The 12942-nt window shown below is 59.3% G+C and carries 14 protein-coding genes; 10 read left to right on the top strand and 4 right to left on the bottom strand.

Going from position 1 to position 12942, the window contains the following annotated elements; all coding sequences use genetic code 11:
• Positions 1–67: 67 nt before the first annotated feature.
• From ABOK31_RS32015 to ABOK31_RS32025, 3 genes are read right to left on the bottom strand one after another with little or no spacing between them, the layout of a single operon-like run.
• Positions 68–742, bottom strand: coding sequence for a DUF2278 family protein (locus tag ABOK31_RS32015; protein ID WP_349961703.1), 675 nt, complete (start codon positions 740–742; stop codon positions 68–70).
• 17 nt (positions 743–759) lie between these two features.
• Positions 760–1311 carry a histidine phosphatase family protein gene (locus ABOK31_RS32020; RefSeq protein WP_349961704.1) on the bottom strand — a complete coding sequence of 184 codons (552 nt, stop codon included), beginning with the start codon at positions 1309–1311 and terminating at the stop codon, positions 760–762.
• A 25-nt stretch (positions 1312–1336) separates the two neighbouring features.
• Positions 1337–1555, bottom strand: a complete 219-nt coding sequence (locus tag ABOK31_RS32025) for a hypothetical protein (RefSeq protein WP_349961706.1) — start codon at positions 1553–1555, stop codon at positions 1337–1339.
• A gap of 186 nt (positions 1556–1741) precedes the next feature.
• Between ABOK31_RS32025 and ABOK31_RS32030 the strand changes: the two genes are divergently transcribed.
• The 10 genes from ABOK31_RS32030 (at position 1742) to ABOK31_RS32075 (ending at position 10598) form a co-directional block, all read left to right on the top strand.
• Positions 1742–2788, top strand: a complete 1047-nt coding sequence (locus ABOK31_RS32030; protein ID WP_349961708.1) for a LacI family DNA-binding transcriptional regulator — start codon at positions 1742–1744, stop codon at positions 2786–2788.
• A gap of 83 nt (positions 2789–2871) precedes the next feature.
• The gene (locus ABOK31_RS32035) at positions 2872–4479 is read left to right on the top strand and encodes an ABC transporter substrate-binding protein (protein ID WP_349961709.1); all 1608 of its coding nucleotides are present in this window, start codon (positions 2872–2874) and stop codon (positions 4477–4479) included.
• Positions 4480–4489: 10 nt separating this feature from the next.
• Complete coding sequence (locus ABOK31_RS32040; protein WP_174173782.1) at positions 4490–5458, top strand: oligopeptide/dipeptide ABC transporter ATP-binding protein; 969 nt, start codon at positions 4490–4492, stop codon at positions 5456–5458.
• Positions 5451–6317 (top strand): ATP-binding cassette domain-containing protein, encoded by an 867-nt coding sequence (locus tag ABOK31_RS32045; RefSeq protein ID WP_349962842.1) that lies wholly within the window; start codon positions 5451–5453, stop codon positions 6315–6317. Before ABOK31_RS32040 ends, ABOK31_RS32045 begins: the two co-directional genes overlap by 8 nt.
• Positions 6318–6328: 11 nt before the next feature.
• Positions 6329–7255, top strand: a complete 927-nt coding sequence (locus tag ABOK31_RS32050; protein ID WP_349961712.1) for an ABC transporter permease — start codon at positions 6329–6331, stop codon at positions 7253–7255.
• 25 nt (positions 7256–7280) lie between these two features.
• Positions 7281–8171, top strand: a complete 891-nt coding sequence (locus ABOK31_RS32055; RefSeq protein ID WP_349961713.1) for an ABC transporter permease — start codon at positions 7281–7283, stop codon at positions 8169–8171.
• A 39-nt stretch (positions 8172–8210) separates the two neighbouring features.
• Positions 8211–9008: a glycerophosphodiester phosphodiesterase family protein gene (locus ABOK31_RS32060; RefSeq protein WP_349961715.1), complete on the top strand. Its 798-nt coding sequence runs from the start codon at positions 8211–8213 to the stop codon at positions 9006–9008.
• Between the two features lie 84 nt (positions 9009–9092).
• Positions 9093–9416 (top strand): metalloregulator ArsR/SmtB family transcription factor, encoded by a 324-nt coding sequence (locus ABOK31_RS32065; protein ID WP_174173676.1) that lies wholly within the window; start codon positions 9093–9095, stop codon positions 9414–9416.
• Positions 9413–9844, top strand: coding sequence for an SRPBCC domain-containing protein (locus ABOK31_RS32070; RefSeq protein WP_349961717.1), 432 nt, complete (start codon positions 9413–9415; stop codon positions 9842–9844). The genes ABOK31_RS32065 and ABOK31_RS32070 overlap by 4 nt, the downstream gene beginning before the upstream one ends.
• 133 nt (positions 9845–9977) lie before the next feature.
• Entirely contained in the window at positions 9978–10598 is a 621-nt protein-coding gene (locus tag ABOK31_RS32075; protein ID WP_174173674.1) for a YdeI/OmpD-associated family protein, read from the top strand.
• A gap of 184 nt (positions 10599–10782) precedes the next feature.
• Here the strand turns inward: ABOK31_RS32075 and ABOK31_RS32080 are convergent, their stop codons facing one another.
• Positions 10783–12342 carry a glycosyltransferase family 39 protein gene (locus tag ABOK31_RS32080; protein WP_349961719.1) on the bottom strand — a complete coding sequence of 520 codons (1560 nt, stop codon included), beginning with the start codon at positions 12340–12342 and terminating at the stop codon, positions 10783–10785.
• Positions 12343–12942 lie beyond the last annotated feature (600 nt).

Below are 12942 nucleotides of genomic sequence, written 5' to 3' on the forward strand. Positions count from 1 at the left end.
CATTTGCTGTCGACCATGGAATTTGCGCTGTTCTCCGATCGCCGCGAGACGTTGACCGAAAGGCCCGTCAGGCGAGTGGGGCGCCGGTCTGATCGTCGGTCTTGAGCGACTGAACGCTGAAGCGCACGAACAAGGCTATGGTCTCGCCGCCGGCAAATCGGATGAACAGGCCGCCATCGCCATGGACGCGATTGTCGTCGGCGAAACTGCCGGAGTTGCCTTGCATGAAGTGGATATCGTGGACGCCGCGTTCCGGGCTGAAATGAAAGGTTTCGTCGCTTCCCTGGTCCTGAAAATATTCGCCGAAGGCAACGATGACAGCGCCGGTATCCGCCTTTGCCCGTTCGATTTGTCCGTCCAGCATGTTGGCCAGCGACAGCTGCGCACCTTCGACCGGAATGGCGGTCATATCCTCGATCGGGAAAAGCGTGTCGCGAATATAGTCCAGGCCCTCGCCGTCCGGTCCTGTCTGCAAGGCCTTGAAGCCTGCCGGGCCCTGGGCAAGCCCGGCAATATCGTGGCCGCTATTGTCCTTGAACTCCGGGTCGTAGTGAACCAACACTTCGCTGCCATCAACCGATTGGACGTTGACGGCAATCCGGAAATCATCGTCGCCTGCTTTGACCCAGATCTCATAATGCGGCGAGGAACCCGACGGCTTCATTGCGCCATCGGTAACCCTGCCGACGAGGACTCCGTAGGTGCGCTTGGCATTTTTGGGTTTCCGGCGTTCACGTGTCATGAGTGGGGCCTTCATTTTTAGGGCTGGAAAATGCTTGCCTGATCGCCCGCCAGAACCTGTTGCGGCACTTGGAGGAGATGCCAGGCCGGATCCGGCGTCAGCACGAAGATCATGTCGAATCGATCATCGGGCCAAACGGGCGCGTTTATAGCACTTTGCGTCAACGCCGTGACGATCTCATGAATTGCCTTGTGCTCCCAGGCAATGAGCACCACACCCGTTTGATTGAGGACGGCCTTTGCCAGTTCCGGTTCTTCGCCGCGTGCGTGATCGATATTGACGGTGAGCCCCGTCAGGTCAGCCAGTGGCTGAAGGGTCGATCGGGTGCGGTGGCTGCGATGCTTGTCGTCGGGATGCGCCGCATAGAGCAAGGTCGGCCGTTCGATAGCGCCTTGGGTGCCGCTCTTGCCAAGCGGGCAGAACAGGCGAACCAAGGCGCCTGCCCGCTGCCATCCCCTCACGGTCAGAAAGTTCTCGTTCGGCGTCCCGTCGAGCCGGACCCCCTGGTCCTTGCCGTCGTCCATCGGACGTTCGGCATGGCGAATGATCATGATCTTGCGTGGTGCCAAGGAAGAGCCCTCAAAAATTTGGATTTCAATGAGCTTCAGCAAGCCCGGACGTATCGTTGTCGATCGTTGCTACAATTTTGGGAAGGTCAAATTTCGTGGTTTCACTATGCGCATGAACAAAACAAACTGCCATCGCATAGGGAACCGCGGCTTCAATCTCGAAAGAAAAGCTCGGCAAGCGCCTGAGCTGCGTTTCCATTGTTGGTTGATCTGTGGCATTTCGGTTCCCGTTGTCTGCGTCCATTTTTGACACCCGCAGCTCGCCAAATGGCAGACAGCTGCTTCTCATCCTGCTTCGGCTTCATGTTCACGCCCGCCTCTGAAAATCTCACTGAAACCGCAATGTAAGCTTGCGTCTTGAATGAAGTGAGGCAAGAGTTCGGAACCCTCGGCGCCGGGTCGGCGCGAAGGGAGGAGTTTCGCAGCCAGTATGAAAGCACCAAAGAGAATCGGCATTCTCGACGTCGCCAGGCTGGCTGGCGTGTCCGCGACCACGGTATCCCGCGTCCTGAACGGCCAGGCTGACAGCCGCATCAGTCCGGAGACGCAGGAGCGCGTCAGGGCAACGGCGAGCAGCGTCGGCTATGTCGTCAACCGTCTGGCGACATCGCTGAGGACACATAGGACCGGCGTCTTCGGGGCGATCGTCAATAGCCTGTCGGGCCACTATCAGCCGCATCTGACAAGCCGCCTCCAAATTGTGGCGCAACGTCGTGGCGTGGAACTGCTGGTCGCGCAGGCCAAGGCAGAGGCCGGCGAGATCGCTGGCCAGTTGCGCCTGTTTCAACAGGATTTCTTCGATGGCGTCATCATGGTCAGCGACCTGCCGGGCCAGCAGGCGCTTTGCGACCATCTCGATCTCATCGGCAAGGCGCATGTGACGCTCGGCGCCGGGCTGACGGGGCCGCTTCCCGCGGTTCTCACCGACGACCGCCAGGGCATACGACTGCTGTTCGACCACCTGGTAGAGCTCGGCCACCGCCGCATTTCTTTCGTCTACCGCGTCAGTCGCAGCGCGCTTCGCGATCGGCTGTCGATTTTCCAGGATGCTGTTGCCGGCAGTGCGGGCTTGGTCGTCGGTGATGTCATTTCCTTTGAGAAGGGCGAGCGCGACCGCAAGCTCTTTGGGGATCTCCTGGTATCGCCGCAACGCCCGACGGCACTGATCTGTGGCAGCGATGGGCTTGCGATCGAGGTCGTTGCATTCTTGCGCGATCTCGGCCTGCGGATACCTGCCGATATTTCCGTCGTCGGCTATGACAACGTGCCTGACACCGCCTATTGGGCTCCGCCTCTGACGACGGTCGCACAGCCGACGGATGCGCTGTGCGAAGCATCGCTCGACCTCCTGGTTGAACTTTCCAACCTCCCGGTAGACGCCCGCGTTGCAATGCGTCCGATGCGGTTCGTTACCCCTGAACTTGTCATACGTGCGTCATCGAGCTCGCCTAGCTTGCGGCCATTCTCCCTTGCATAAAAGAAACGACAGTTCTGAATGCAAGTGGCCGTTTTTCATTTGCGCAAACGTTTGTGCATAAGCTTTGATAGGAAAGTGTGCCGATGTCTGAATATCTGCTCAGCGGCTTCAACAGCCCGGTTACCCGCCGCACGACCCTTCTGCTGGGAGCTGCGGCCGGCCTCTCCGCTTTCGTCCCGGCGCTGTCTGCCTCAGCTGATGACAACGCCGACAAGAGGCCGGAACTGCGCATCGCCGTTCAGATGAATCCGGTGTCTCAGGAACCTGTGGATGCCGCCAGCAACGTTGCCTTCCGCAACAACTATTCCATCCACGAGACCGTGCTTGCGCTGGACATGCGCGGCGATTTCTCGGTGAAACCTAATCTCGCTACCTCGTGGACCTGGATTTCGCCGACCGTGCTCGAAATGAAGCTGCGCCCCGGCGTGATCTTCCATGATGGCCGCGAGATGACCGCCGAGGACGTCGCCTTCTCCTTCGGCCCTGAGCGGCTCCTGAACAAGGATGCGCCGGGCTATCCGACCTATCGCACCAACTTTACCAGCCTCGACCATGTCGAAGTGGTCGATCCCCTGACGGTCCGCTTCGTCACCAAGTTCCAGGACCCGATCTTCCTGCAGCGTCTTGCATCCTATGCCGCTGTCGTCATCAGCAAGGATGCCTGGCAGAAGAACGGCGGCAACTGGACGACCTGGCGGCAGAAGCCGGTCGGCGCCGGTCCCTATAAGGTCGAAAGCTATACGGCCAATGAAAGCGTCGTGCTGGTCGCCCACGATCAGGCCTATCGCGGCAAACCGGCCGCCAAGCGCGTGACCTTGCGCATCGTGCCGGAGGTTTCTTCGCGCATTGCCGGGCTGTTGGCCGGCGACTACGACATTGCCACGGACCTGCCGCCGGATCAGCTTTCGGTCGTCACCGCCAGCACCGATCACGAGATCGTCGGCGGCCCGGTTCCGAACAACCGCATCCTGTTCTTCGACAAGAACAATCCGGCGCTGAAGGACCCGCGCGTCCGTCAGGCACTCATTCTCGCCATCGACCGTCAGGCGATCGTCGACACGATCTGGAATGGCCGCACGAGGGTGCCGAACGGCCTGCAGTTCGAGCTCTATGGGCCTGTCTACCTCAAGGACTATCCGGCCTACAAATATGATCCGGACCAGGCGATGCAACTCCTGAAGGATGCCGGCTACAATGGCGAGGAGATCGAAGTCCGCTCGCAGAACAATTACTACACGGCGGAAAACCCGGTCACGCAGGCCGTTGTCGCCATGTGGCAGGCTGTCGGCGTCAACGCCAAGATGAAGTTCGTCGAATCGGGCAAGCTGTTTGACAACTCGCCGACCCGCGCCATCGGCAACTGGTCGAGCACCGGGCAGATCCCCGACCCCTATATCTCCTTCTTCACGCAGTTCAGCGCGGCCGGCTCGCTCACCTCGTTCAAGATCTGGCAGAATGCCGATTTCGATGCGCTCGGTGCGAAAATGGAAACGGCGGTCGATCCCGCCGACCGTGCCAAGATATTCCGTGACATGCTGCATCTGATCGAATGGGAAGATCCGGGCGTGACCGTCCTGCATCAGAATGCCGTCTTCTTCGGCATTCGCAAGGGCATCAAGTGGCAGCCCCTGCCGGCCTTCCAGATGGATCTCGGCGCCGGCAGCCTTTCCTTCGAAGAACAGAAGAGCTGAGCTGTTGGTAGTGGCGACACCTGTCCTTTCGGTCGACAATCTGAGCGTCTCGTTCAGAACGGGCGCCGGGCGGTTTCATCCGGTCAACAACGTATCTTTCGACCTTGCCGAGGGCGAGATTCTCGGCATCGTCGGAGAGAGCGGATCGGGAAAGAGCCTCACCTGCCTTGCGCTTGCAGGTCTTCTGGGATCGACCGCCAGCGCGACGGGCTATATTTCCTTCCAGGACGCCATGTATGATGCGGCCGAGCTTGGTCGGCGGTCGCGGGTGAAGCTGCCGCCGATCGGGTTGATCTTTCAGGAGCCCGTCTCCTGCCTCGATCCGGTGCGCACCATCGGCTCCCAGATCGCCGAGGCGGCCATCAGCGCCGGCATGTCGGCAAAGGAGGCAAGGGACGAAGCGCTCCGGCTTCTGGCGGAAGTCGCCATTCCGCAACCCGAGACGCGCTACAATGCCTATCCCGCGCAATTTTCCGGTGGCATGTGCCAGCGCGTGATGATCGCGACGGCCCTCGCCATGCAGCCGCGATTGATCATCGCTGATGAGCCGACAACGGCGCTCGACGTCACGGTACAGGCGCAGGTCGTCGCTCTCCTGGTCAAGGCGGTGCGTGAGCGTGGCATCCCCATGATCTTCATCAGCCACGATCTCGATCTCGTCTCGGAGGTCTGCGACCGTATCGCGGTGATGTATGCGGGGTCGCTGGTCGAGATCAATCGCACGGATGATCTCTACGACAATCCGCGCCATCCCTATACGCGGCTGCTGCTGGAGGCGATGCCTGGACGGGGCAGGCCGCTGGAGAGGCTCGCGGACATTCCCGGTGAGCTGAAATTGCATGATGACCTGCCGCAGGCCTGCGCCTTCGCACCTCGCTGTCCGCGCGCGGAACCGAATTGCGCGACGATGGTTCCGCCGTTGATTGCCGGTGCGGCAGCGCTTGCCTGCTTCAATCCATGGAGCTCCCATGATGCCTGAGAAGCAAATGCCACCCGATGCGCGTATCGCTGGCGCGGCACTTGCCGCCCGCGATCTGCAATTTTCCTATGCGCCGGGCTTTTCCCTTTGGCCGGGACGGGTGAAGGGATTTCACGCCATCAAGGATGTGAGCCTGGAGTTGAAGCCCGGCGAGACCCTGGGTCTTGTCGGCGAGTCCGGTTGCGGTAAGTCAACGCTTGCCTCGCTGCTCTGCGGCGACCGCGAGCCGACGTCAGGCGAAATCACGCTGTTCGGCCAGTCCTTCAAAAGCCTGATGAAGCCGAACCGGCGTGGTCTGGCAAAACATCTCCAGGTCATTTCGCAGGATACGATGGGCGCGCTCGATCCGCGCCGGAGCGTCGGTCATCAGATGGTGGAGACGCTGGCAATTCACGGCATCGGCTATCCGGCCAGCAGGCTCGATCGCGCGGCGGAGACGTTCAAAGCCGTCAGCCTGCCGGTCTCCGCCTTGCAGAAATTTCCGCATCAGCTCTCCGGTGGCCAGCGCCAGCGCGTCGCCATCGCCCGTGCCCTGGTGGTCGAGCCGCAAATTCTGCTTTGCGACGAGCCGGTCTCGGCGCTCGATGTCTCGGTGCAGGCGCAGGTGCTCAATCTCCTGCTCGAATTGCAGCGAGCCCGCGGCCTGTCGCTGCTTTTCATCAGCCATGACGTGCGGGTGGTCCGGCATGTCTCGCATCGCGTGGCGATCATGGAGGCGGGCTCGATCGTGGAAACCGGTCCGACGGAAGAGGTCTTCGCAAACCCGGTCCACCCCTATACCGCAAAGCTCCTCTCCGCCGTTCCCCGCGGGCGGCGCGGCAGGGTGCGACAGGCCGCGGCCATGCTCGAAACGCTCTGAAGGAACAGGCAATGCTTCAATCCATCCTGCGGGCGTTTCTAAGAGCACTCGTGACGCTGTTCCTGGCGATGACCTTCACCTTCGTCATTCTGCGCGTCAGCGGCGACCCGTTGCATTCTCTGTTGCCCATCGAGACGCCGCCGGAAGTGGTGGCGCTGATGCGGCAGCAATGGGGTCTCGATCAGCCGCTCTACATCCAGTATTTTGCCTATCTCGGCCATCTTCTGCGCGGCGATTTCGGCACGTCGCTGCTGAATGGGCAGGACGCGCTGACACTGGTCATGTCGAAGGTCCCGGCGACGCTGGAATTGATGGGTGCCGCCCTGATATTGGCGTTCGGCGCCGGCGTGCCCTTCGGCATTCTGGCCGCGCGCAATCGCGGCGGCTTGATCGACCGTTTCGTGATGGCGCTTGCGGTGCTGATGCATTCGCTTCCGAATTTCCTGATCGCTATCCTGCTCATCCAGCTTTTCGCCGTCTCCCTGCGGATATTGCCTAGCGGTGGGGGATCGACGATGGCACATCTCGTCATGCCCGTTCTGGTCATCGGTCTCTACAACGCCGGCATCATCGCCCGCTTCGTCCGCTCAAGCGTGCTGGAGGTGCTGGGACAGCGTTTCATATTGGCGGCGCGCGCCAAGCGCATCGGTGAAAGCGCCCTTCTTTGGCGGCATATCATGCCCAATGCAGCCCTGCCGCTTCTGACGATGCTCGGCTTTCTCGTCGGCGGTATGATTGGCGGCGCGGCCGTGGTCGAGAGCGTCTATGCCTGGCCGGGTGTCGGCCGCTTTCTCGTCTCCTCCGTCGCGCAGCGCGATCTGAACATCGTGCAGACGATCGTATTGCTCATCACCGCGACGATGGTGACGGCCAATCTCATGATCGATTGTCTCTACATTCTCGCCGATCCGCGTCTGCGGCATCGCGCATCGGCCTGATTGGCCGCCTCGAAAGGTATCAGCCATGGCGAATGCAGCGACCGGCGCCGACGTTTCCCAAAAGGTCAGATCAGAGAAAACCTTCCGGCCCAGCCTTCGGTTCGATCTGATGACGGCGGTTTGTGCCTTCATCCTCGTGACCTTCATTCTGGTCGCGATCTTTGCCAATGTGTTGGCACCCCATGGCTTTGCACAGATCGATCTTCATGCCCGCAAGGCGCCGCCGATCCTGTTCGGCGGCTCGTTCAAGCATATTCTCGGCACCGACGAGCTCGGTCGCGATATTCTGAGCCGGATCTTCTACGGCTTGCGCACCAGCCTGCTGATCGCGCTCGGCGCTTCGGCGATCAGCCTGGCGCTTGGCACGGTGCTTGGGCTGCTTGCCGCTTTTGGCCGCGGATTTGCCGACATGCTGATCCGCGTCGCCGTGGATTTTCAGGCATCGATGCCGTTCCTGATCATCGCGCTCGCCGTTCTCGCCTTCTTCGGCGATAATCTCTGGCTTTTCATGGCGTTGCTCGGCCTCTACGGCTGGGAGCGTTACGCGCGGCTGGTTCGGACCATGGCCGGGCTGGAGCTCGAGCGCGGCTATGTCGCGGCGTTGAGGCGCAATGGCGCCGGAACAGGACGCATCGCCTTTTTGCACGTCCTGCCCAACATCCTTTCCGTCGTCCTCGTCAACCTGACGATCGTCCTGCCGGAAATCCTTTTGCAGGAATCGGCGCTGAGCTTCCTCGGCCTCGGCATCCAGCCGCCGCTTGTCAGCCTCGGCAGTATGGTCGGTGCGGGCCGCGACTATGTGATGACCGAATGGTGGATCGCGATCCTGCCGGGCATCGTCATCTTCATCCTGTCGCTGTCGATCAGCCTGATCGGCGATTATCTGCGCGACGTTCTCGATCCGACGCTTCGCTAGATTGCCCCCGTAAAGACCTGACTTCCAAGGAGACTTGCATTGCCTTTGCCCCTTCACGCTGCTCGTCATGGTTCGCTCCGCATTGCCGCTCACCGCGGCTTCAGCCGGCGCTTCCCGGAAAACACTATTCTCGCCTTCCAGGAGGGTGTGAACGCAGGCGCCAACGAGTGCGAAATCGACCTCATGCTGACGCGTGACGACCAGATCGTCGTGATCCACGACAGAACGCTTGGTCGGACGACCAGCGGCTTCGGCTTCGTTGCAGATCATGATCTCCAGCACATTCTTTCGCTTGATGCCGGGGCGAAATTCGACCCGTGCTTTGCCGGGACCCGCGTGCCGACGCTTGCCGATACGCTCCTGTGGGCCAAGCAAACGGATACCCGCCTTGCGATCGAAATGAAGGAGCCCGAACGTCCCGATCGCCTCATCGATATCATGATCGGCACGTTGCGAGAGCTCGACGCTTTCGACCATGTTGCCATATCCTCCTTCGACCATATCGACCTGATGCGCGTGAAAGAGATAGAGCCGCGCCTACAGACGGAAGCGATCCTTCACCATCGCCCTGTGGACATTGTCGCCTCGATGCGCGCCGGCGGCATTGATGGTGTCTCGCTGGAATTGAACCGCTTTCACCGCGCCGACGCCGAGGCGCTGCAGGAAGCCGGCATTGCCGTGCGCCTGAGCCTGCCGCTGCCGGAAAAGCTTGCCATCTTCTGGCAGGGCGGCAGGGACCCGCTGCCGATGATCCGGGACTGTGTCAGGGACCGGCTGGTCGATGCTCTTATCGGCGACGATGTGGATTTCCTCCGGATGCTGGGCGCGAGTGCCTGAGAACAGCGTGGCTGATCCACGCTTGACTCATTCATAGCCTGTCAGCTATTGATCAAATCAATAGCCGCAGAGTTATGAATTGCCATGGCAAATACCCATGATCCTATTTTCCGAGCGCTCGCCGATCCGACGCGGCGGGCGATATTCGAGCGATTGTGCCGTGGCGGCGATCAGACCGTCGCTGCGCTCACGGCTTACGCCGGGGTCTCCCAGCCGGGCGTTTCAAAGCATCTAGCCGTTCTGAAACAGGCGGGGCTGGTGTGTGACCGGCACGAAGGACGCCAGACGCATTATCGCGCACAACGAAACGCTCTTGCCCCATTGCTTGACTGGACGAGCGAAATGGCCGGTTTCTGGGAAGACAAGTTCGACGATCTCGAAGGCTTGCTCGATCGGATGGATCAATGAAGGCGGCGTCGGGCGAAGTGCGCGCTGTCGTCGTCGAGCGCGAAATTGCGCATCCGCCGGCAAAGGTCTGGCGCGCACTCACACAGCCGCATCTGATGGCAGAGTGGCTGATGAGGAACGACTTCGTTCCCGTCCTGGGCCACCGGTTTAGCTTTCACAGCGACTGGGGCGGTGTCCTGGATTGCGAGGTGCTCATCGTCGAGCCGAACAGCAGGTTGTCCTATCGATGGAATTTTGCACATGATGATCCGGCTTTCGATCTGAAGAGCGTCGTGACCTTCACGCTGATGCAGACGGATAAGGGAACCCATCTGCGCATGGAGCAGGTTGGCTTCCGACCGGACCAGAAGCAGGCCTATGGAGGGGCCAACGCGGGATGGCGGCAATTCCTTGAAAGACTGGAACAGGTGCTGGCGGAAGTGAGTTGAGAGCTATCGCTGGCAAGCCCCGGGGTACAATCATGCGAGTATGGTCCGGCCGCTTGCTTTCGTCAGGTTTTTATCCTGCTCGGGCTGATGGCATGGATGCGTCAAATAGCCGGACTACGAAGTGGATGAGGAAATGATCACCGATATCGAGGACTTCTTTACCAAGGGATGCGGACGATGCGAACGCTTTGCGACGCCGGACTGTTCGACGAGGCTGTGGATTGACGGTCTGAACAAACTTCGCCGAATCTGTCTGGAGGCGGGGCTCGTCGAGACGGTCAAGTGGGCGCATCCATGCTACATGCATGAGGGCCGCAACATCGTGATCATTGGTGCCTTTCGCGGCGATTTTCGCGCCAGTTTCTTCAACGCGGCGCTGATGAAGGACCCTGAGGGCGTGCTCGAAAAGCAAGGGCAGAACACCCAGCATCCCGATATGATCCGCTTTGTGAGCAATGACGCCGTCGCGAAGATGGAGCCTGTCATCCGATCTTATCTGAAGGAGGCGATGGGTTATGCGGAAGCTGGCATCAAGCCGCCGAAGGAGCAAAGCGAAGTCGAATTGCCAGACGAGTTGATCGAGGCGCTGGATTCCGATCCCGAGCTGGCGGAGGCTTTCCATGATCTGACGCCGGGGCGAAAGAAGAGCTATGTGCTCAATCTGAATTCGGTGAAGAAGTCCGAAACACGAAGCGCGCGGATTGCGAAATTCCGCAATCATATTCTTGCTGGAAAGGGTGCGCTGGAGCGGTAACCGGCAATTCGCGAGCAACTCGCTTCCAAACTGGATATTCGAGACATGTACGGCGTTTCATCGCCGGGTGATGCTCGGCGGAAACTGCTTACGATTGAAGCTGCCCGGACGAATGTGCAGCGGAAACTTGCCGCGCCTCAATCATCTCTTCATCGATGAAGTCGCGCGGCTGCAGTGTCGCAGGTCAGTTCGGCTTCGGATAATACCACGCATAGCCAAAATGATAGCGATCCGGGTCCTTCCCGTAATAATAGGGTAGGGCAATATCCTGCTGCGATGGCAATTGCGCCGTTGTTCCGAATTTCGACGTGAGCCATAGCTTCAAGGCGTTCGGCATGCTTGACTGATGCCCGTCTCGCTCGTTCCAGACCAACAGGACCGGCCCATCTCCTATAACCTGGCGACTAAGGTCCGAAGCAGGATATTCCGTTGATATCACGGCTGTGTGTGGCATGTTCACACGGAGATTGCCCGCCTTGTGCCAGGTCGTCGTCACGACTGCCGAGGGTTGTTTTCCTTCTGCGGCAACGATTTTGTCCACGAAGGTCGCATAGGGCGTGTTCAGATGCTCATAAGAATGGAAAAACCGAGCGAAGAGGATGCCTCCCGCCAATATCAATGGCAGTGCCACCATCATGACGATGGGTAGATAAAGGAATTTCTTTATCTCAGTGCCAAGTTGCTCGCCCGCAGCATCGAGTTTCAGACAGAAGTAGGCGGGCAGCAGAAACAGGAAAGGGAGCAGCCAGCGGTCGCGAAACTCCGTGAGCGTTATCACCAGTATCAACACCAGCAGAATCGCGACCGTGCTTAATAGTATCCTTCCGACGAAATCGCTCCACTCGCTTCTGGCACGCAGCGAACGCAGGAACGATTGACGGAAGAACAGCAGAAAGATCACGCTCGTAGGCGCGACGATCGCGATGCTCGTTTTGACCAGTTCGAGAAGTCCGAAACCGATGTCGGAAAGCTTTCCGCCGGCGCCTTGTTCCGACATGGTGTTTACGGTCGTTGTCAGGACGCGGTCCATGTTGGACACCATCCATACGGCATGCGGCAGGAACACGAGACCGGCGATCACGAGCGTCAGCAGAAGGCGCCAGTCCAAAAGTCTTTTTCGTCCTTCGGGATGAAAGAAGGTCGCGACGAGGACGCTGACAATGACCAGAGCGAAGTTGTATTTCGTGAGCATTCCAAGCCCGGCCCAGAGGCCGATCAGCGCATAGGAAATGACCGTAGGGCGGCGAATGGTCGCAATGACGAAGTAGATTAGCATCAGCACCGCAAGCAGAGTGCCGACGGTATGCGTCAGGTCTCTCTGCGCCTGCCAGAACATCTGCGGCATCGTCAAGAGCGACAGCGTTCCGACCGCCGCCAGCTTTTTGTCGGTCACGAGCAGTCCAAGAAGCTTGTAATAAGCGAAGTAGACGAGGAAGAGCAGAAGATTCTTCACTATGACGAGCGATGCGACAGTCGTGCCGAAAATTTCGAAGATGCCGTACTGAATCCAGTTGTAGAGCGGCGGTTGGGCGTCATATCCCCAGGCGAGCCATTGGCCCACGAGAAACTGCTGTGCTTCGTCGATCCGCAGCGAGTTGGAGATAGCGATGCGGACTAATGCCTGCACGATGAAATAGATGGCCAGGCTCCCAGGCACCCACCAATATTCGGAGGATGACCTGCTGTCGATTGACGCAGCCTGCTGATGCGCACCCGCAAAACTGTCTTTTCCCAGAAAGTTCATCCGGTTCTCCGTGCGATTGCCACTATCGTCGCACGCGCCATGTCATAGATGTCGCGACGGCACAATCGTTTTCAGTAAGATTTCAAGGGGGCGGCATCTCGAGGGCAGATCTGATTTACCAGATATCATTCCTTGGGTAGCCAGGTCGTCAAAGCATCCTCGTCGTTCGTCGCGTTCAGCGCTTCCGTATTACGCTGGGCGAATCCGCCTAGTCAAATAACTGCCTATGGCTGCGGGAATATGAATGCCGTGCCAAGTACCAACAACAATTTTTTTCCAGATGCTGCCTTAATCCGCATCGAATTGGTTGTCAAACATACCGAATGTATGTATATAGGAGCCAAGCACGGACGAGAGGACGTTTTCAAACGTCCGCGTCCGACCGGCATCCGACACATTGTGTCGGTAGCAGCAGCCCATCGTTCCAATCCGATGCGGCTGCCCACCCCGATCGGTTGACCTCCGATCAAGACGAGAAGGATTCGGCTTTCCCTCCGAATCCTTCTCTTTTTTAGCTGCGTGGACCTTCGACAATATTGTGGAGCTTATCCGTCGGTGATCCGGGTCGGACAAGCGTGTACATTGCCGGCTTTACACCGA

The sequence above is a fragment of the Rhizobium sp. ZPR4 genome (genome assembly GCF_040215725.1).
Classification (GTDB): Bacteria; Pseudomonadota; Alphaproteobacteria; order Rhizobiales; family Rhizobiaceae; genus Rhizobium; species Rhizobium rhizogenes_D.